13 protein-coding genes are annotated in these 20,465 nt (G+C 64.8%); 7 read left to right on the top strand and 6 right to left on the bottom strand.

Annotation, left to right across the window (positions count from 1 at the left end):
• The 4 genes from narH to Q0982_RS05300 all read right to left on the bottom strand — a co-directional run.
• On the bottom strand, window positions 1-887 hold an 887-nt coding region (gene narH / locus Q0982_RS05315; protein ID WP_299392595.1), incomplete at its 3' end, for a nitrate reductase subunit beta.
• Complete coding sequence (locus Q0982_RS05310) at window positions 884-4,642, bottom strand: nitrate reductase subunit alpha (protein ID WP_299392593.1); 3,759 nt, start codon at window positions 4,640-4,642, stop codon at window positions 884-886. The genes narH and Q0982_RS05310, both read right to left, overlap by 4 nt.
• 25 nt (window positions 4,643-4,667) lie before the next feature.
• Window positions 4,668-6,059 carry a NarK family nitrate/nitrite MFS transporter gene (locus tag Q0982_RS05305; RefSeq protein ID WP_322096957.1) on the bottom strand — a complete coding sequence of 464 codons (1,392 nt, stop codon included), beginning with the start codon at window positions 6,057-6,059 and terminating at the stop codon, window positions 4,668-4,670.
• Window positions 6,060-6,153: 94 nt separating this feature from the next.
• Window positions 6,154-7,557: a nitrate/nitrite transporter gene (locus Q0982_RS05300; RefSeq protein WP_322096956.1), complete on the bottom strand. Its 1,404-nt coding sequence runs from the start codon at window positions 7,555-7,557 to the stop codon at window positions 6,154-6,156.
• Between the two features lie 296 nt (window positions 7,558-7,853).
• On the opposite strand from Q0982_RS05300, the gene Q0982_RS05295 reads away from it, so the two are divergent.
• From Q0982_RS05295 to Q0982_RS05270, 6 genes are all read left to right on the top strand, one after another.
• The gene (locus Q0982_RS05295; protein WP_299392592.1) at window positions 7,854-8,552 is read left to right on the top strand and encodes a cyclic nucleotide-binding domain-containing protein; all 699 of its coding nucleotides are present in this window, start codon (window positions 7,854-7,856) and stop codon (window positions 8,550-8,552) included.
• Between the two features lie 176 nt (window positions 8,553-8,728).
• Complete coding sequence (locus Q0982_RS05290) at window positions 8,729-9,118, top strand: CBS domain-containing protein (RefSeq protein WP_299392589.1); 390 nt, start codon at window positions 8,729-8,731, stop codon at window positions 9,116-9,118.
• A 104-nt stretch (window positions 9,119-9,222) separates the two neighbouring features.
• On the top strand, window positions 9,223-10,881 hold the full coding sequence (locus tag Q0982_RS05285; RefSeq protein ID WP_299392587.1) for an NAD(P)-binding protein: 1,659 nt from the start codon (window positions 9,223-9,225) through the stop codon (window positions 10,879-10,881).
• 39 nt (window positions 10,882-10,920) lie between these two features.
• On the top strand, window positions 10,921-14,523 hold the full coding sequence (gene nifJ, locus Q0982_RS05280; RefSeq protein WP_299392584.1) for a pyruvate:ferredoxin (flavodoxin) oxidoreductase: 3,603 nt from the start codon (window positions 10,921-10,923) through the stop codon (window positions 14,521-14,523).
• Window positions 14,524-14,550: 27 nt separating this feature from the next.
• Complete coding sequence (locus Q0982_RS05275) at window positions 14,551-15,555, top strand: dihydroorotate dehydrogenase-like protein (RefSeq protein ID WP_299392580.1); 1,005 nt, start codon at window positions 14,551-14,553, stop codon at window positions 15,553-15,555.
• Between the two features lie 46 nt (window positions 15,556-15,601).
• On the top strand, window positions 15,602-15,865 hold the full coding sequence (locus Q0982_RS05270) for a hypothetical protein (RefSeq protein WP_299392578.1): 264 nt from the start codon (window positions 15,602-15,604) through the stop codon (window positions 15,863-15,865).
• A gap of 13 nt (window positions 15,866-15,878) precedes the next feature.
• On the opposite strand, the gene gltS is transcribed toward Q0982_RS05270, so the two are convergent.
• Both gltS and Q0982_RS05260 read right to left on the bottom strand, forming a co-directional pair.
• Complete coding sequence (gene gltS / locus Q0982_RS05265; RefSeq protein ID WP_299392575.1) at window positions 15,879-17,090, bottom strand: sodium/glutamate symporter; 1,212 nt, start codon at window positions 17,088-17,090, stop codon at window positions 15,879-15,881.
• Window positions 17,091-17,233: 143 nt separating this feature from the next.
• On the bottom strand, window positions 17,234-19,855 hold the full coding sequence (locus tag Q0982_RS05260) for a thiamine pyrophosphate-dependent enzyme (RefSeq protein ID WP_299392573.1): 2,622 nt from the start codon (window positions 19,853-19,855) through the stop codon (window positions 17,234-17,236).
• A 190-nt stretch (window positions 19,856-20,045) separates the two neighbouring features.
• Between Q0982_RS05260 and Q0982_RS05255 the strand changes: the two genes are divergently transcribed.
• Complete coding sequence (locus tag Q0982_RS05255) at window positions 20,046-20,441, top strand: DUF2721 domain-containing protein (RefSeq protein WP_299392570.1); 396 nt, start codon at window positions 20,046-20,048, stop codon at window positions 20,439-20,441.
• Window positions 20,442-20,465 lie beyond the last annotated feature (24 nt).

The raw sequence follows: 20,465 nt of genomic DNA, 5'->3' as shown, positions 1-20,465 counted from the left end.
CACTGGGCCTGGTAAAGGTCCTGCTCATCCGCGGCGGAGGCCGCCTCCTCGATGCGGTCGGCGTCATACAGCAGCACGCCGAGATAGCGGATGCGGCCTACGCAGGTCTCCGAGCACACGGTCGGCTGCCCGGCCTCGATGCGCGGATAGCAGAAGATGCACTTCTCCGACTTCCCGCTCGACCAATTGTAATAGATCTTCTTGTACGGGCAGCCCGACACGCACATGCGCCAGCCGCGGCACTTCTCCTGGTCGATCAGGACGATGCCGTCCTCCTCGCGCTTGTAGATCGCGCCCGAGGGGCAGGCCGCCACGCAGGTCGGGTTCAGGCAGTGCTCGCACAGCCTGGGCAGGTACATCATGAAGGTGTTCTCGAACTGCCCGTAGATCTCTTTCTGCACGCCGTCGAAGTTGTAGTCGGCCGAGCGCTTGGAGAATTCGCCGCCCAGGATCTCCTCCCAGTTCGGGCCCCAGTGGATCTTCTCCATGCGCTCGCCGGTGATCAGCGAGCGCGGCCGCGCGGTGGGCGAGGCTTCGAGCTCCGGCGCGTTCTGCAGATGCTCGTAGTCGAAAGTGAAGGGTTCGTAGTAGTCGTCGATCTCGGGCAGGTCCGGGTTGGCGAAGATCTTGGCGAGGATGCGCCACTTGGCGCCCATCTTCGGTCTGATCCTGCCGTTGCTGGCGCGTTCCCAGCCGCCGTTCCAGCGTTTCTGGTTCTCCCATTCCTTGGGATAGCCGATGCCCGGCTTCGTCTCGACGTTGTTGAACCAGGCGTATTCCATGCCTTCGCGGTTGGTCCAGACGTTCTTGCAGGTGACCGAGCAGGTATGACAGCCGATGCACTTGTCGAGATTCAGTACCATGCCGATTTGTGCGCGGATCTTCATTCTGCCGCCTCCATCTTTTCGCGGGCCGGCCGGTCGAGCCAGTCGACCTTGTCCATCTTGCGGACGATGACGAATTCGTCGCGGTTGGCACCGACCGTGCCGTAGTAATTGAAGCCGTAGGACTGTTGGGCGTAGCCGCCGATCATGTGGGTCGGCTTGACCACGGCGCGGGTCACCGAGTTGTGGATCCCGCCGCGCTGACCGGTCATCTCCGAGCCCGGCGTGTTCACGATCTTCTCCTGTGCGTGGTACATGAAGATCGTGCCCTCCCGCATGCGCTGGGAGACAACGGCGCGCGCCGTCAGGGCCCCGTTCACGTTGTAGGCTTCGACCCAGTCGTTGTCCTTGATGCCGGCCTTGGCCGCATCGACCTCGCTGATCCAGACCACTGGTCCACCGCGGTTCAGGGTGAGCATCAGCAGGTTGTCGGTATAGGTCGAGTGGATGCCCCACTTCTGGTGCGGCGTGATGAAGTTCAGCACCACCTGCGGATTGCCGTTATCCTTGGACTCGATGACCGGGTTCACGGTCTTGGTGTCGATGGGCGGCCGGTAGACGCAGAAACCCTCGCCGAAGGCACGCATCCAAAGATGATCCTGGTAGAGCTGCTGGCGGCCGGTGAGTGTGCGCCAGGGGATCATCTCGTGGACGTTGGTGTAGCCGGCGTTGTAGCAGACTTTCTCCGATTCCAGGCCCGACCAAGTCGGCGAAGAGATGATCTTGCGCGGCTGGGCAACGACGTCGCGGAAGCGGATCTTCTCGTCCTCTTTGGGCACCGCCAGGTGGCTGTGGTCGCGGCCGGTGTTCTTGCTCAGCGCCTGCCAGGCTTTCACGGCCACCTCGCCGTTGGTCTCCGGTGCCAGCATCAGGATGACCTCGCTGGCATCGACGTCGCTTTCGATGCGCGGCATGCCCTTGGTCGGCCCGTCTTCGGTGACGATGCCGTTCAGCCTGCCGAGCCCCTCCACCTCGTGCTCGGTGTTCCAGGTAATTCCCTTGCCGCCGTTGCCGAGCTTGGTCATCAGCGGCCCCAGTGCGGTGAAGCGCTTGTAGAGGTTCGGATAATCGCGCTCGACGACGGCGATCTGCGGCATCGTCTTGCCCGGAACGGCCTCGACCTCGCCCTTCTTCCAGTCCTTCACGTCCATGGCCTGGGCAATCTCGGCCGGCGTGTCGTGGAGGATCGGCACCAGCACCACGTCCTTTTCGACGCCCAGCACCTCGGGCGCGACCTCGGAGAAGGCCTTGGCGATACCCTTGTAGATCTCCCAGTCGCTGCGGCATTCCCAGACCGGATCGGCGGCGGCCGTCAGCGGATGGATGAAGGGATGCATGTCCGAGGTGTTGAGATCGTTCTTCTCGTACCAGGTGGCCGTCGGCAGCAGGATGTCTGAGTAGACACAGGTCGTGGACATGCGGAAGTCGAGGGTCACCAGCAGGTCGAGCTTTCCTTCCGGCGCCTGGTCGTGCCAGACCGCCTCCTGCGGTTTCTGGCCGCCGACCGCGCCGGCATCCTCTCCCAGGTCCTTGCCCAGCACGCCATGGGAGGTGCCCAGCAGGTGCTTCAGGAAGTATTCGTGCCCCTTGCCGGAAGAGCCCAGCAGGTTGGAGCGCCAGACAAAGAGGTTGCGCGGCCAGTTGGCCGGGTTGTCCGGGTCCTCACAGGACATCTTCAGGCCGCCGCCGGTGAGCTGCTCGACCACGTAGTCCCTGGGGTCCTTGCCGGCTTCGTAAGCCGCCTTGGTGACCTCCAGGGGGTTGGTCTGCAACTGAGGCGCGGAAGGCAGCCAGCCCATGCGTTCGGCGCGGATGTTGTAGTCGATGAGAGCGCCATCCCAGGGTCCGGCCGGCGCCGTCGGCGAAAGGATCTCGTCGACGCCCAGGGTTTCGTAGCGCCACTGGTCGGTATGGGCGTACCAGAAAGAGGTGGAGTTCATGTGCCGCGGAGGGCGGCCCCAGTCGAGCGCGAAGGCAAGGGGCAGCCAGCCGGTCTGCGGGCGCAGTTTCTCCTGCCCGACGTAGTGGGACCAGCCGCCGCCGGACTGGCCGACGCAGCCGCACATCACCAGGAGATTGATGATCCCCCGGTAGTTCATGTCCATGTGGTACCAGTGGTTCAGCCCGGCGCCGAGAATGACCATGGAACGTCCCTGTGTCTTCTCGGCGTTGGCCGCGAACTCCCGCGCCACGGTGACGATGTGGTCGGCCGGAACGCCGGTGATCTGTTCCGCCCAGGCGGGGGTGTAAGGGATGTTTTCGTCATAGCCCTTGGCCGCGTTGTTGCCGCCGAGCCCGCGGTCCAGGCCGTAGTTGGCGACGAAAAGGTCGAAGACCGTTGTGACCAGGGTTTCACCCTCGGCGGTCCGGAGAGCCTTCACCGGCACCCGGCGCTTCAGCACGTCGGGGTGATCTGTACCCTTGAAGTGATCGTGCTCGCGGTTGCCGAAGTAGGGAAACCCGACATCGACGATGTCGTCGTGATCGCTGTCCAGGATCAGGCTGAGGCGCAGCTCGGTCTCCTTGCCTCCGGCATCCTTCTCTTCCAGGTTCCACTTGCCTTCCTCGCCCCAGCGGAAGCCGACCGAACCGCGCGGCACGACGATCTGGCCGCTCTTGTCATCGTAAGCCAGGGTCTTCCATTCCGGGTTGTTGTCTTGGCCGCAGTTGCCGTCCAGATCGGCGGCCCGCAGCATCCGCTCCGGCACGTAGTGTCCGTCGCGTTTCTCCAGGCGCACCAGCATGGGCATGTCGGTATAGCGCCGGGCATAGGTCTCGAAGTAGTCGGCCTGGCGGTCGAGATGGAATTCCCGCAGGATGACGTGGCCCATGGCCATCGCCAGCGCCGCGTCGGTGCCCTGCTTGGGGTGTAGCCAGAGATCGGCGAACTTGGAGGCTTCCGAGTAGTCGGGGCTGACCACCACCGACTTGGTGCCCTTGTAGCGGACCTCGGTATAGAAATGCGCATCGGGCGTCCGTGTCTGCGGCACGTTGGAGCCCCAGATCATCAGGAAGCCGGCGTTGTACCAGTCGGCGCTTTCCGGGACATCGGTCTGCTCGCCCCAGGTCTGCGGGGAGGCCGGGGGCAGGTCGCAGTACCAGTCGTAGAACGACATGCAGACCCCGCCGAGGAGCGAGAGGTAGCGCGAGCCTGCAGCATAGGAGACCATCGACATGGCCGGGATCGGCGAGAAGCCGATGACGCGATCGGGACCGTAGGTCTTCGCGGTGTAGGCATTGGCCGCGGCGATGATCTCGTTGATTTCGTCCCAGCCGGCCCGCACGAAACCGCCGAGGCCGCGCTTCCTGGTATAGGCGGCCCGCTTGTCTTGGTCTTCGACGATCGAGGCCCAGGCAGCGACCGGCGTGCGCACGGCCCGTGCCTCGCGCCACAGCTTCAGCAGGCGGCCGCGGATCAGTGGGTACTTCACCCGGTTGCCCGAATACATGTACCAGCTATAGCTCGCGCCACGGCTACAGCCGCGCGGCTCGTGATTGGGCAGATCTGGGCGGGTGCGGGGGTAGTCGGTCTGCTGGGTTTCCCAGGTGACGATGCCGCCCTTCACATAGATCTTCCAGGAGCAGGACCCCGTACAGTTGGCGCCATGCGTCGAGCGCACGATCTTGTCGTGCTGCCAGCGCTTGCGATAGCTCTCCTCCCAGCCACGGTCCTCGTTGGTCGTGACGCCGTGTCCATCGGAGAAGGTCTCGCGGGGCGTGCCGCTGAAGAAGTTCAGGCGGTCGAGCAGGTGACTCATTGTGTCTCTCCCTTCTTCGCGGAAATCAGCAGGGCACCGGCGCGTTTCGCCGGGTGTAGTAGAACCAGGTGATGACGACGCAGAGCGCGTAGAAAGCCATGAAGGCATAGAGCGCCATCTCCGGTCCGCCGGTCAGGCTGATGGAACTGCCGTAGGCCTTGGGGATGAAGAAGGCGCCGTAGGCGGCGATGGCCGAGGTGAAGGCGATGATGGCGGCCGACTCGCGCTCGGACTGGCGCAGATGCTGCTCTTCGGAAAGCTGCGGCATCAGCAGGCTGACCTGCTGGCGCATGATCGTCGGGATCATCTGGAAGGTCGAGGCATTGCCCACGCCGGTTGCAAAGAACAACAGCATGAACATGGCGAAGAAGCCCCAGAAAGCACCGGGCTGATCCTTGATCCCCAGGAAGAACAGAACGCCGGCAACAGCGCCGATCATCACCAGGAAGACCCAGAAGGTCACCCGGCCGCCGCCGTATTTGTCGGAGACCCAGCCTGTCGCGGCCCGGCTGAGCGCGCCGATGAGCGGGCCCAGAAAGACGAACTGCAGCGAGTCCACCTCCGGAAACTGGGTCTTGGCGAGCAGCGGGAAACCGGCGGAATAGCCGATGAAGGAGCCGAAGGTGCCGGTATAGAGAATGCACATGATCCAGTTATGGCTGCGCTTGAAGATGATCGACTGCTCCTTGAAGGAGGCCTTGGCAGAGGCGATGTCGTTCATGCCGAACCAGGCCGCCAGCGCGGTGACGATCAGGAACGGAACCCAGACGAAGCCGGCGTTCTGCAGCCACAGGCGGCCGCCGTCGCTGGTAACCTGCGGGTCGCCGCCGATCGCCCCGAAGACGCCCGCCGTGATCACCAGCGGTACGACGAACTGCATGACGCTGACCCCGGCATTGCCGAGCCCGGCGTTGAGGGCGAGGGCGTTGCCCTTTTCCTTCTTCGGGAAGAAGAAGGAGATGTTGGCCATGGAGGAGGCGAAGTTGCCGCCACCAAAACCGCAGAGCAGCGCCAGGGCCAGGAAAGCCACATAGGGGGTGTCGGGGTTTTGAACCGCAAAGCCGATCCCCAGCGCCGGAAGCAGCAGCGAGGCGGTGGACAGGGTCGTCCAAAGGCGGCCCCCGAAGATCGGGACCATGAAGGAATAGAAGATCCGCAGGGTCGCGCCGGAGAGCCCGGGCAGGGCGGCCAGCCAGAACAGCTCGTCGGTGGTGTAGGCAAAGCCGATCGCCGGCAGCTTGGCGACCACGACGGACCAGACCAACCAGACTGAGAAGGCCAGCAAGAGGCAGGGGATGGAGATCCAGAGGTTCTTGTTTGCGTAGCGCCGGCCGCCGCTTTCCCAGAAGGCCGGTTCGTCCGGATGCCAGTCCGTCAGGACATGGCCGCTTGTGGTGACCTGATGGGGTGTCGTCATGATCCTAATCCTCTTGCGCCGTTTCTGACGGCTCGTTCTTGATTGGGGCTGTGGCGGGCTTTCCCAAGTCGGCCCGCCACAGCGATCGTCACGGTTACTGCGCCGGATGCATGGGGCTGACGTTGTCAGCCTCTGGGCGCGGGCCACGCTTGCGCGCGCTCTCCGGCCCCAGGGCTCCGGCATGCTCGGGCCCATGGAGCTGCACCAGTTCCGGCAACTCAGGCAGGGCCGCGAGCTGCTCGCCGACGGCTGCCTTCTCCATGCGCAGGATGGCGAAGTGCATCCACAGGAGCGCAATGCCGACCAGTGCGAAGAGCAGCATGAAGCAGCTTGTCCAGACGCCGATCAGATCGTTCATCACCCCGAAGCAGATCGGCAGGATGAAACCGCCGAGGCCGCCGATCATGCCGACCAGGCCGCCCACCGAACCGACGTTGTCGGGGTAATAGACGGGGATGTGCTTGTAGACGGCTGCCTTGCCGAGCGACATGAAGAAGCCCAGCGCCACCGTCAGCGCCACGAAAACCGGAAGGCTGATGGTGATGTTGAAGGGGATCGGCCCATCGATGCCCTGGACCACGTAGTCGGTTGCCGGGTAGCTGAGGAAGAAGCAGATGGCGACCGAGGCGACGAAGGTCCAGTACATGACCCGGCGTGCGCCGAAACGGTCGGAGAGATAGCCGCCGAGGGCGCGGAAGATGCTGCCCGGCAGGGCATAGGCGGCGGCCAGCATGCCGGCGGTCTTGATGTCGAGATCGTAGACGCCGACGTAGTAGCGCGGCAGCCAGAGCGCCAGAGCGACAAAGGCACCGAAAACGAAGAAGTAATAGAGCGAGAAGCGCCAGACCTGCAGTTTCTTCAGCGGAGAGAGCTGCATGAAGGCGGATTTCGGCTTCTCGCCGCGCGCCTTGCGCTGCTTGGTCGCCGGGTCTTCCTTGGTCGTGAGGAAGAACAGCACGGCGGTGATCAGCAGGATCACGGCATAGACCTGGGCCGTCTGCTCCCAACCGAGCGCGACCAGCAGGAAGGGGGCGCCGAAGTTGGTGACCGCGGCTCCGACATTGCCCATGCCGAAGATGCCAAGCGCGGTTCCCTGGTGGTCCTTGTCGTACCAGCGCGAGACGTAGGCGATGCCCACTGCGAAAGAGCCGCCGGCAAGGCCGACGCCGAGCGCTGCCACCAGGAACATCTCGTAGGTGGTGACCGTCGACAACATCCATACGGCGATGGCAGTCAGCGCCATAACGGAGGTGTAGACGACGCGGCCGCCGTACTGGTCGGTCCAGATGCCCAGAAAGATTCGGCTGAGCGAGCCCGTCAGGATCGGGGTGGCGACCAGGATGCCGAACTCGGTGTCCGACAGCCCCAGGTCCTGTTTGATCTTGACGCCGATGATGGAAAAAATCGTCCAAACAGCGAAGCAGACCGTGAATGCCAGTGTGCTGATGCCCAGGGCGCGGTTCTGCTGGCCCCGGGTGACGCCGTCCAAACCTTGCATGTTCCCCTCCTTTGCTGCTGCCCAAGCGCTATCGACCGAAATGCTGTTAACTTGGGCCGGGGAAGTCTTTCCCCCCGCAGGAGGGGATCATCATTGCAGTGCGGCGATGTTCACTTGATTCAGGTCAAATGACACAATAATGCGACGAAAATAAATGTAGGAAACACAAAAGTATGTGGCGGAATTGTACTTTATTATTTCATTGAAACTATGAATTCGTTCTGTCACTTGATAAATATCAAGCCACATGGTTGACTGCCGCGCAAAACTGGTTGTTGCGTTCGGAGAGGTCTACCGTGAGGTCGAAGGACATTCCGCTGGTGCGGGAACTCGATCTGTTTGCGGAGATGGCGGAGTCCAGCTTCGATGCATTGATGCAGGCGGCCTTTCTCCAGCGTTTCCCGCCGCAGGTGCAGTTGATCACCGAGGGCGAACCCGCCGACTTCCTCTATGTCATGGTCGAGGGCAGCGTCGAGCTCTTCGCGAACGGCAACGGCCGCGAGACCACCATCGAGATCATCAACCCCGTTGCGACCTTCATTCTCGCAGCGGCCCTGCGCGATCAGGCCTACCTGATGTCGGCACGGACCATTGAGAACGCCCGCATCCTAATGATTCCCTCGGAGACCGTACGGGCCGTCTTTGCCAGTGACGCCGCCTTTGCCCGTGCCGTCGTTCGTGAGCTGTCGGGGCGCTTCCGCACGGTGGTCAAGGCCCTGAAGAACCAGAAGCTGCGCAATGCCGTCGAGCGTTTGGCAAACTACCTGTTGCGCAAGGAGAGCGAGCAGGGCGGTGAGGGGACGGTCACCCTGGAAATCGACAAACGCACCTTGGCTGCGCTTCTCGGGATGACACCTGAGAACCTTTCGCGCGCCTTCGGCACGCTCAAGCCTTACGGCGTTGTGGTGAAAGGGCGGGAAATCCGTCTTACGAAGACCGCAGATCTCACGGCCCTGGCGAAGCCCAGCCCGCTGATAGACGATCCGGCAAGCTGATCCTGGCTGTCGGGTCAGGCCACTCAACTGCGCGGCGCGAGACCGTGATGCGCGCTCTGTGGACTGAGGTCCAGTTTTCCGGAAGCTCGACGATCCCTGGGCTTGAGATGGATCAAGGTCAACGTCGGCGGTTTCCCTAAACTCCTCTCCATGTCCTGACAGCCGGGAACCGATCGATGACCACCGTTCGTGAAATTGTCCGCGGCCAGAACCTGGCTCAGCTTACGAGCCAAAGCACGGTCCGGGAAGCCGCGCGCTACATGGTCGACAACAGCGTCGGCTCCGTCCTTGTGATGGACGAAGGAGCCCTGCGCGGCATTTTTACCGAGCGCGACGCCCTGACCATCTTCGTCGCGACCCGGCGCAACCCGGACCTGACGCACTTGTCCGAAGTCATGACAGAGGCGCCACAGACCCTCTCACCGGATGCGACGCCGCAAGACGCGGCTCAACGCATGAACGCCGGGAAATTCCGGCATATGCCGGTTGTCGACGGCGAGGGACGCGTGCTCGGCGTGATTTCGCAGCGGGATCTTGTTGCGGTCGGTGCATCGCCGCAGTCATAGCGCCGCGTCCGGCTGCGGCTTTGCCCGCACCAAGATCCGGCGGCAGGGAGTATCCAATACCAACGGGGTGATGCGAAACCCCTTAGCAGAAGGTGGGGAGTGCAATGGCCAAACCAAGCGACCTGACACGACCGCCGGATCTCACCCATGAGCGGCGCACCGGGCCCTTCCGGACCCAACGGCCGATCTACCGGGATCTTCTGCCGCCCTGCAACGACACCTGTCCGGCCGGCGAGAACATCCAGGCTTGGCTGGATGCCGCTCAGGCAGGCCGTTTCGAGGAAGCTTGGCGCATTCTGACGCGCGACAACCCCATGCCCGCCGTGCATGGGCGTGTCTGCTATCACCCCTGCGAGGATGCCTGCAACCGGCGTTACCTCGATCAGCCGGTCAGTATCCATGCGGTCGAGCGCTTTCTCGGCGATCTGGCCCTGGAATCCGGCTGGACTTTCGAGCCCGCCCCGCCGAGCGGCAAGCGGGTCCTGGTGATCGGCGCCGGGCCCAGCGGGCTCTCCGCCGCCTATCATCTGGCGCGCTTGGGCCATGAGGTAGAGATCCATGAGGCCGGACCGGTGGCGGGTGGCATGATGCATTTCGGCATCCCCGCCTACCGCCTGCCGCGTGACATCCTGGAGGGCGAGGTGGCGCGGATCGCCGCCATGGGTGTGACCATGGTCTTCGACCACAAGGTGGAGGACCTACTGGCTGAGCAGGAGGCGGGTGGCTTCGATGCCATGTTCGTTGCCGTCGGGGCTCATCTCAGCCGCCGCACGGAGATTCCCGCCCGCGATGCCGGCGGCATCCTGGATGCCGTCAGTTTCCTGCGCGGGGTCGATGCCGGCGCGCCGCCGCAGATTGGCCGCCGGGTCGCTGTCTACGGTGGCGGCAATACGGCGATGGATGCCGCCCGCACCGCCAAACGCCTGGGCGCGACGGAGGCCCTGATCATCTACCGGCGCGACCGCGAACACATGCCGGCGCATGACTTTGAGGCCCAGGACGCGCTGGAGGAGGGGGTGAAGATCCACTGGCTGCGGACGATCAAGGCGATCGACCGCACGCGCTTCACCGTCGAGCGTATGGAGATCGGGCCCGACGGCCGGCCGCGCGCGACCGGGGAGTTCGAGACCCTGGAGGCCGACAGCCTGATCCTCGCGCTGGGGCAGGAGAGCGACACCGCATTCATGCGCGGCATTCCCGGCGTTGAGTTCCAGGACGACGGCACCGTGCTGGTCTCCGAGAGCATGATGACCGGCTATCCGGGCCTCTTTGCGGGCGGAGACATGGTGCCGGCGGAGCGCACGGTCACGGCGGCAGTGGGCCACGGCAAGAAGGCGGCACGCCACATCGATGCCTGGCTGCGCGGCGGTGTCTACGAGAGGCCGGCGAAGAATCCCCTGGCGGGTTATGAGAAGCTGCATGTCTGGTATTCCACCGACGCACCGCAGCAGGCCCAGGCGCAGCTGGAGGCGGAAAGCCGCGCCGAGTCCTTCGAGGAAGTCGTGAAGGGTCTCAGCGAGACGGAGGCGCGCTACGAGTCGCGGCGCTGCCTCTCCTGTGGCAACTGCTACGAGTGTGACGGCTGCTATGGCGCCTGTCCGGAGAGCGCCATCGTCAAGCTGGGGCGCGGCAAGGGCTATGAGGTCAAGGATGCGCTCTGCACAGGCTGCGCCGTCTGCTACGAGCAATGCCCCTGCCATGCCATTGAGATGATTCCCGAGGCGGAAACGGCCCAGGACAAGGTGACCGTCCTGGTCCGCTGACCACAGCATGACAACAGCGGAAGAGCGATGCCGAACGATATGCCAGCACAGGAAGGCCTGACGCGCGCTGCGGTGCCGCAAACGCATGAGGTCGCGACCATCGATGGGAACGAGGCGGTTGCTTCCGTGGCCTACCGGGTGAACGAGGTCTGCGCCATCTATCCGATCACGCCTTCATCACCCATGGCGGAACTGGCGGACCAGTGGTCCAACGAAGGTCGCCCCAACATCTGGGGCAACGTGCCCGACATCGCGGAGATGCAGAGCGAGGGCGGGGCGGCCGGTGCCTTGCACGGTGCGCTCCAGACCGGTGCCCTGACCACCACGTTTACCGCCTCCCAGGGCCTGCTCCTGATGATTCCCAACATGTACAAGATCGCCGGCGAACTCACCGTCGCGGTCTTTCATGTGGCGGCCCGTTCGCTGGCTGCGCAGGCGCTCTCGATCTTTGGTGACCACTCCGACGTCATGGCGGCGCGGACCACCGGCTTCGCGCTGCTTGCCTCTGCCTCGGTGCAGGAAGCCCACGACATGGCGCTGGTGACCCAGGCGGTGAGCCTGAAGGCGCGCGTGCCCTTTCTGCACTTCTTCGACGGCTTTCGCACCTCCCACGAGGTGAACCAGGTGACGCTGCTCACCGACGACGAGATCCGGGCGATGATCGACGACGGACTGGTGCGCGCCCATCGCGCACGGTCGCTGGATCCCGATGCGCCGCTGATCCGCGGTACGGCGCAGAACCCGGACGTCTACTTCCAGGCCCGGGAGACGGTGAACCCCTTCTACGCCGCCGTGCCGGCCGTGGTCGAAGAAGCCCTCTATCGCTTTGCGGAACTCACGGGCCGGCGCTACGGCCTCTTCGAGTATCACGGTGCCGAAGACGCCGAGCGGGTCATCATCGTCATGGGCTCGGGCGTCGAGACTGCCGCGGAGACCGCCGCCCGGCTTGCGGCAGAGGGCGAGAAAGTCGGGGTCGTCCAGGTGCGTCTTTACCGACCGTTCTCGGCGGCGCATCTGCTGGCCGCCTTGCCGGCGACGGTCAAGGCCGTCGCCACCCTGGACCGCACCAAGGAACCGGGCGCGCCCGGCGAGCCGCTCTATCAGGACGTGCTCACCACCCTGGCCGAAGCGGCGGCTGCCGGGGAGCTTCCGATGGCGGCCATGCCGCGGGTCATCGGTGGGCGTTACGGGCTTTCTTCGAAAGAGTTCACGCCGGCGATGGTGAAGGCCGTGTTCGATGAACTGGCGTCAGCCGAGCCCAAGAACCACTTCACGGTTGGCATCAACGACGATGTCTCCCACAGCAGCCTGGACTACGACAGCGGTTTCGTCATCGAGCCGGAGGCGAACCACCAGGCCATGTTCTTCGGCCTCGGCGCCGACGGCACGGTGGGAGCGAACAAGAACACCATCAAGATCATCGGCGATGAACCGGGCCTCCATGCCCAGGGCTATTTCGTCTATGACTCAAAGAAGTCAGGGTCACAGACCGTCTCCCATCTGCGCTTCGGGCCGGAGCCGATCCACGCGCCCTACCTCGTGCAGTCCGCCAGCTTTGTCGCCTGCCACCAGTTTCACTTCGTCGACTCGGTGGATCTTCTGGCACGCGCCGCTTCGGGTGCGACCTTTCTGCTCAACAGTCCTTATGGACCGGAAGAGGTCTGGGACCACCTGCCGCGCCGCCTTCAGGAGCAGATCCTCGAAAAATCCATCAAGCTGCATGTGATCGACGCCTACAAGGTCGCCAACGAGGCGGGGCTCGGGCGGCGCATCAATACCATCATGCAGACCTGCTACTTCGCGCTGGCCGGTGTCATCCCCTCGGAGCGCGCGATCGCCAGGATCAAGGAGGCCATACAGAAGTCCTACGCCAAGAAGGGGCGGGAGGTGATCCGCCAGAACAATGCCGCGGTGGACGAGGCGCTTTCCCATCTGTACCCCGTAACGCTGCCTGCGGCGGCGGCCTCCGGCCGGGAAAGTCCGCCCATCGTATCCCCGGAGGCGCCGGACTTCGTACAGCAGGTGACGGCGGCGATGATGGCGGGCAAGGGCGACGATCTGCCGGTGAGCGCGCTGCCGGTCGATGGCTCCTATCCCACCGGCACGGCGGCCTGGGAGCGGCGCAACCTCTCCCAGTTCATACCGGAATGGGAACCGGAGATCTGCATCCAGTGCGGCAACTGCAGCTTCGTCTGCCCGCACAGCGTCATCCGTGCCAAGTTCTACGAAGAACCGCTGCTGGAGTCCGCGCCCGAGAGCTTCAAGTCGGCGATGATCGATGCGCGCGGCTTTCCCGAGACGCGTTACAGCCTGCAGATCTATCCCGACGCCTGCACCGGCTGCGCGCTCTGCGTCGAAGTCTGCCCCGCCAAGAGCGCTACCGAGACCGGCGTGAAGGCGATCAACATGAAGGAAAAGGACCCGATCCTGGCGCGGGAGCGGGAGAACCTGGCGTTCTTCGAAACGCTGCCGGTCAACGACCGTGCCCGGGTTGAGTTCTCCACCGTGCGCGGCGCCCAGTTCCTGGAGCCGCTCTTCGAGTTCTCAGGCGCCTGCGCCGGCTGTGGGGAGACGCCCTATCTGAAGCTGCTGTCGCAGCTCTTCGGCGACCGCCTTGTCGTTGCCAACGCCACCGGCTGTTCCTCCATTTACGGCGGCAACCTGCCAACGACGCCGTGGTCCAAGAATGCCGAGGGCTGCGGTCCGGCCTGGTCCAATTCGCTCTTCGAAGACAACGCAGAGTTCGGCTTCGGGTTCCGTCTGGCCGCGGACAAACACCTGGACCTCGCGAGATCGATGCTGGGAGATCTCCGCGATAGGGTGGAGCCGGATCTGGCCGATGCAATCCTCAAGGCGCCGCAGCACACGGAATCGGAGATCCGCGCCCAACGCGCCCGCGTCACCATCCTCAAAGAGCGGCTGCATGATCTGAACAGCGAGGCGGCGCGCGACCTGCTTTCCGTCGCCAATCACCTGGTTCGCCGCAGCATCTGGATCGTCGGAGGCGACGGCTGGGCCTACGACATCGGTTCCGCCGGCCTCGACCATGTGCTGGCCAGCGGCCGCAACGTCAACGTCCTGGTGATGGACACTGAAGTCTACTCGAACACCGGCGGCCAGATGTCGAAGGCGACCCCCATCGGGGCGACGGCGAAGTTCGCCGCCGGTGGCAAGGCGGTGGGCAAGAAGGACCTGGCGCTGCAGGCCATTTCCTACGGCAATGTCTACGTGGCGCGGGTCGCCATGGGCGCCAACCCGCAGCAGACCCTCCTGGCCCTGCGCGAGGCCGAGGTCTACGAGGGGCCGTCGCTGATTCTCGCCTACAGCCACTGCATCGCCCATGGCATCAACATGCAGAAGGGGCTGGAGCAGCAGCACCTGGCCGTCCAGAGCGGCTACTGGCCGCTGCTGCGCTACAACCCGGCGGTCCGCCAGTCCGGCGAGAATCCCTTCGTGCTCGACTCCCAGCGGCCCAAGATCCGCGTGAAGGATTACGCCTACAACGAGCTGCGTTACCGCATGCTGAGCCACGCCAATCCTGAGGTCGCCGAAGCCCTGATGACCAAGGCGCAAGAAGCCGTCGAGCGCAAGTGGAGCGTTTACGAAGAAATGGCGCTGGGCGGCGCCGATGCGCGGGGTTGACCGGGAAGCGAGGGAGGAGGCGCAGCCATGGATCTGACCACCTGTTACATGGGCCTTGGCCTGAGGCACCCCGTGGTCGCCTCGGCCTCGCCGCTCTCCGCCAACCTGGACGGGATCAAGCGGTTGGAGGACGGCGGCGCGTCGGCCATCGTCATGTTCTCGCTGTTCGAGGAGCAGTTGCAGCAGGAGATGGCCTCCGTCGATCACCTGACGGCTGTCGGCGCGGAGAGTTTCGGCGAGTCGCTCAGCTACTTCCCCAGTGTCGACGAGTTCCACGTCGGGCCGGACCGCTATCTCGATCTGGTCCGGCGCGGGGCCGAAGCGGTGGACATCCCGGTGATCGCCAGCCTCAACTGCGTGACCGCCGAGGGTTGGGGGGACTACGCCGCACTGCTGGCGGAGACCGGCGCCAGCGCGCTGGAACTGAACGTCTACTTCCTGCCGGGCGATCCGGAGATGAGCGGCGCGGCCGTCGAGGAGCAGTACCTGGAGGCGCTTTCGGCGGCGAAGGCGGCCTGTTCCCTGCCCGTGGCGCTCAAGCTCAGCCCCTATTTCAGCGCCATGGCCCATCTGGCCCGACGGTTCGAGGCGGCCGGTGCCGATGGCCTTGTCCTTTTCAATCGCTTTTACCAGCCGGACTTCGACCTGGAGGAGCTTGCCGTCGCCCCGGACCTGCAACTCAGCAGCGCCGGCGAGATTCGCCTGCCGCTGCGCTGGATCGCCATGCTTTACGGGCGCATTGGCGTCTCGCTGGCGGCGACGACGGGTGTGGAAGGGCCGCGGGAGGTGATCAAGTATCTGCTCGCGGGAGCCGATGCGGTGATGACCACCTCCGCATTGCTGCGCAACGGCCCGGCCTACTGCCAGACCCTGGTGGAGGGCCTGGGCGAGTGGATGGACCGCCGCGGCTTTGACAGCGTTGCCCAGATGCAGGGGGTCCTGAGCCAGCAAAAGGTGGCCGATCCCACCGCCTTTGCCCGGGCCAACTATCTGCGCATCCTGGAGAGCTGGAAGAATCCCTACACGCTCTAGGTTGGCAGCGCCGAGAGATCGAGCAACTGAGGGTGGAGAAGCCCAAGTGGACACGAGTCAAAGCCGTATCCTTTTGGTGAAGAAAGCCGTCGAGTACACCGATGTGGAGGGCCGCAGCCGCTCGATTGCACCGGGTAAGCACCGCATTACTGCCGTCTGGGCGCAAGGCGTGCCCACCGGCGAGACCGAACTGGAGTGCTGGATCGTCGCCGAAGAGGGTGGCGAGACGAAGCATGACGTCGATGCCGAAACGGTCACGGCCTGGCAGGAAAGCCACGCCGTCGAGATCGGCGAGATCGCCGCCGATTGACTGGCGACAGCCCCTAAGGCAATTGCATGAAAGGCATACCCAGGAAGGTCTTGATCACCAGGGCGTTGACGATGTCGAGGAAGAAGGCGCCGACCAGCGGAATGACGAGGAACGCCTTGGGGGACGGGCCGTACTTCGCGGTGACGGCGTTCATGTTCGCAATGCCGACCGGCGTTGCGCCCATGCCGAGACCCGCAAACCCGGAGACGATCACCGCCGCATCGTAGTCCCGGCCCATGAGCCGAAACACGATCCAGGAACCAAAGAGGGCGATCAGCGTCATCTGTGCGAAGAGCACGAGAAGGATCTCTCCGACGGCGTCGGTCAGCACCCAGAGCTGCATGCTCATCAGGCTGATTGCCAGAAACAGTTGCAGGCTGATCTCCGCGGCCTGTTCGCGCGCCACCGGATCCAGGCGGAACCCAAGGGGCTCGGAAAGGTTGGCGATGACGATGCCCACCATCATCGCTGTCAGGAACCCGGGCAGGGTAACGCCGCGGGAGAACAGGAACTGGTTGACGAGATCGCCGGCCTCGACGCAGAGCGCGAGCGCCAGAAGCGTGCCCAGGGAGGCCGACAGCGGCGGCAGATGATTCTGTTTCTGGGGTTCGGCGGGCTTCGATCGGGCCGCGGCGTCTTCGCTGCCGTGGCCGTTCTCAATCTGGTTCCGGGCGATCAAGCGCTCGGCCAGCGGCCCGCCGATCATCCCGCCGGCAATGAGGCCGAAAGTGGCGAAAGCGATGCCGACTTCCGCGGCGGCGACGAGGCCCGCTTCCTCGGCGACCTGGCCCCAGGCAATCGCCGTGCCGTGCCCCCCGGCCAGGGACACGCTGCCACCGAACAACCCGTAGCCGGGATGGGCGCCGAAGGCCATGGCGAGCAGCACCCCGGTGGAGTTCTGCAGAATCAGAAGGACCGCCGCGGCGGCCACCAGGATGGCCAGCGCCTTGCCGCCCTCCTTCAGAAGGCCGAGCTTTGCCGAGAGGCCGATGGTGGAAAAGAAGATCAGCAGCAGGAGGTCGCGCAGTTCCGTATCGAATTCGACCGTTATGCCAAAGGCATAGTAGACGGCCATGATGACCAGGCTGCACAGAAGCCCGCCGGTGACTGCGACAGGAATGCTGTAGCGCCGGAGAAACGGGACCCTCAGCGTGATGAAGCTGCCGAGGAACCAGACGACGACGGCGATGACGACGACGCTCGCGCCCGAGATTGTGTGGACCATAACCTTCGCCTTCCCCCGCGGCCGGCCGCGCCGGCCTGCTCGGGTCCGGGGCCGCAGCCAAGGTTGCTGTTCCCGGCTTCATACACGCGATTCTCCCGGCTGGCGAGGCGCCTCCCTGTGACCTTATGCCCGCAACGGGCGGCTCAGGTCAGCAGGGGATCGGTCATCACCTCGACCAGTGCCGGCCCCTTGGCCGCTACAGCCGCGCGCAGTGCCGTGTCCAGGTCTTCCGTGCGGTCCACGCGGTAGCCTTCGCCGCCGCAGAGGCGGGCGTAGTCGGCAAAGCTGGGGTTCTGCAGGGATGTCTGCCAGACCTTCCACTCGCCGTCGCGCTGTTCCTTGGAGATCTTGCCCAACTCGCCGTTGTTCAGCAGCACGTGGGTGACGTCCATGCCGTACTTCACCGCTGTGGTGAACTCCCCCATGTACTGCCCGAAACCGCCGTCGCCGCTGATGGCGACCACCTTGCGGCCGGTGTCTGCCGCCCATGCCCCCATGGCGGCGGGAAAGCCGAACCCGATGGACCCGAGATAGCCCGACATCAGTACCGACTGGGCCCGGCATTCGAAGTAGCGCCCAAAGGAATAGGTGTTGTTGCCGACGTCGACGCTGAGGATGGCATCCTCGGGCACCGCTTCGGCCAGACGATCGAAGAGGATGGCCGAGTTGACGCCCTGGCCGTTGTCTTTGGCGGCCCGCTCGGCCTTTTCCCTGCGCCAGGCTTTCCAGCGGTCCGCCAGCTCGCCGCGCTGGTCGCTGCAGGCCCGGCCGGCGGGCAGGCCGTCGCGCAGCAGCGCTGCGGTCATGCCGATATCGCCCCAGATCGGCTCGTCGACGCCGTGGAACTTGCCCAGGGCCATGCGGTCGAAGTCCACCTGGATGGTCGGCTTGCGGGCGTCGATGCCGGTGTGATGGGAGAAGGAGGCGCCGAACACGATCAGGAGATCCGACTCGTTCATGAACCAGCTTGCCACCGGTGTACCGCTGCGCCCGAGGACGCCGCCGCCCAGGGGATGGTGATCGCCGATCAGGCCCTTGGCCTTGAAGGTGGTGATGACGGGCGCATTCAGGGACTCGGCCAGGGCGGTGACCTCGGCGATTCCCTCCCGCGCGCCGTAGCCGACGATGATCAGCGGGCGTCTGGCGCGGGCGATGCGGGCGAGCGCATAGTCAATCGACTGCTTGGGCGGCGTGATGGCTGTGGGGGAAAGCCGCCCCTCCGGGCGGCCGGGCCCCGCCTTGCCGGCGTCGATGACCTGCACCTCGTCGGGCAGAATGAGGTGTGCCACGTCGCGCTCGATCACCGCGTTCTTGACCGCCAGCGAAGCCAGCTCCGCATGGTCGCTGTCCGGCAGGACCGATTGGCTGAAGCGGGTCACCGCTTCAAAGGCGGAGGAGAGATCGATGTCCTGGAAGGCGCCGGGGCCCATGACCTGGGTCTGCACCTGGCCGGTCAAGGCGATCACCGGCGCCCGGTCGACCTTGGCGTCCCAGAGGCCGGTCAGTAGGTTCGTGGCGCCGGGCCCGGCGATGGAGAGACAGGCCGCCGGACGGCCGGTCGCCTTGGCATAGCCGGAGCAGGCGAAGGCGGCCGCGCCTTCGTGGCGAATGCCGAAGAAGCGCATCCTGCCGCGCCCCTCCTGGACGCGCAGGGCCTCCGCCATGCCGAGGTTCGAATGGCCGACCATGCCGAAGACCGTGTCGATGCCCCACTCCGCCAGGGTCTCGGCGATCACGTGGCTGACGGTCCAGTCGGAGCGCTTGGGCTTCGGCAGGGCGATCTCCACCTTGCCGTCTTCTTCGCGCACTTTCAGGGTTTCGACGCTGTGTTCATTGCCGCGGCCCTTGCCGGTCTTGAGGTCGAAGTCGTAGCCATGCCAGGGGCAGCGCAGGGCGCCATCACAGAGGTTGCCTTCCCCCAGTGGGCCGCCTTGGTGCGGGCAGCGCCCGTCGAGCGCGCGCAGTTCCCCGTCCAGGCGGGTGAGGGCGACCTGCTTTTCGCCCACCGTCAGCGCCTGCACCTTGCCCTCCGCGAAGTCCTCGGGGCTGCCGACGGCGACCCAGGCTTCCTCACCGGCCTCGCCGGCGCGGGCGGCCTTGGAGATTGTCAGCGCCTCATCGTCGTGGAAGCCAGCGTACCAGTGGCTGCCGTCGCAGAAGGGCTTGTTGCGCGAATGACCGCAGCGGCAGAGTACGTAATGCTCGCGGCTGGCGCCTTCTCCAAAGGCCGCGTCCTTCAGCTCCACGCCGCCGCGCACGTAGTAGGGGCCGTCGCGGGAGATCTGGATCTCCGCATCTTCGTGGAAGTCGGTCTGGGCGGCCCCGTCCTCCAGATAGCTGAGCGCGCCGGAGGGGCATTTGCGGATTGTCTCGACGATTTGTTCCTTCGCCGCGCCATCGGGATCGATCCAGGGTTCGACAGCCGAACGCCAGACCGAGGGAAGTCCGGAGGTGCAATAACCGGCATGAGAGCAGACGCCGCGGTTGTCGAGGACAGTGATCTCCCTGCCTTCGTAGCGGTCGAGGGTGTCGGCTATGCGGTCATCGTCCTTTGCGCCTGTGAAGCCGATCTGGCTGTGGGTGCCGTCGCAGAAGGGCTTGTTCTTCGAAGCGCCGCAGCGGCAGAGGAAGACGGTTTTCTTGGCGGCGATGGCCTCGCCGCGTGAGTTGAAAAACGCGGAGAGCCCTGTGACCTTCAGCGGACCGTCCTCTTCGACGTCGATCGTGACCTCGGGATCGCTGCTGCCCGCTTTGTTCTCTGCCATGACCTGTTCTCCTGTTCTTCCTTGAAATCTGCAACCGACGCTACCTTCTGGGCATCAGACCCGGCGGTGCGTCCGTGGCCAACCACGCTGCGGTACCATGCTAGTGAAGCCGCCGTGTCACCACGAGCGCGACTTTGTGACAAAGCCGCCGACTCCCGAGGGTTGGCGGGAGCGAAGGGAGCATAGTTGAATGGACGTCTTTTCCGCACTGCTGCAGCCGGTGGTCCTGATCTCCGGCGTAGGCCTGCTGATTCTCTCGACAACGGCGCGCTTCGGGCAATTGGAGGCCCAGGTCAACCGCCTGGCCGGCACGGGCGACAACCGCAGCGGGGACCTGATGCGCCATCTGCTGTCGCGGGCGCGCAAGTTCCGTTTTGCCCTGATGTCCCTCTATGCGAGCGCCGCCCTGCTTGCCGGGACGACCCTGCTCGGCGGCATCCTGTCGCTGGTGTCCCCCCTGGCCGTACCTCTGACCCAGGTCCTGACCTGCTTTGCCGTTGTCTGGATCTTCACGGCCCTGGTTGCGCTGCTGGCGGAATCGCGCCTCGCCATCGAGACGCTGGAGCATCAGGCGAAGACCGACTAGCAACGGGCGGTGTGTGACGATGCC

The sequence above is a fragment of the Pelagibius sp. genome, from assembly GCF_028281305.1.
In the GTDB taxonomy this organism is placed as follows: domain Bacteria; phylum Pseudomonadota; class Alphaproteobacteria; order Kiloniellales; family Kiloniellaceae; genus Pelagibius.
This window is presented reverse-complemented; position numbering and strand designations above follow the sequence as displayed.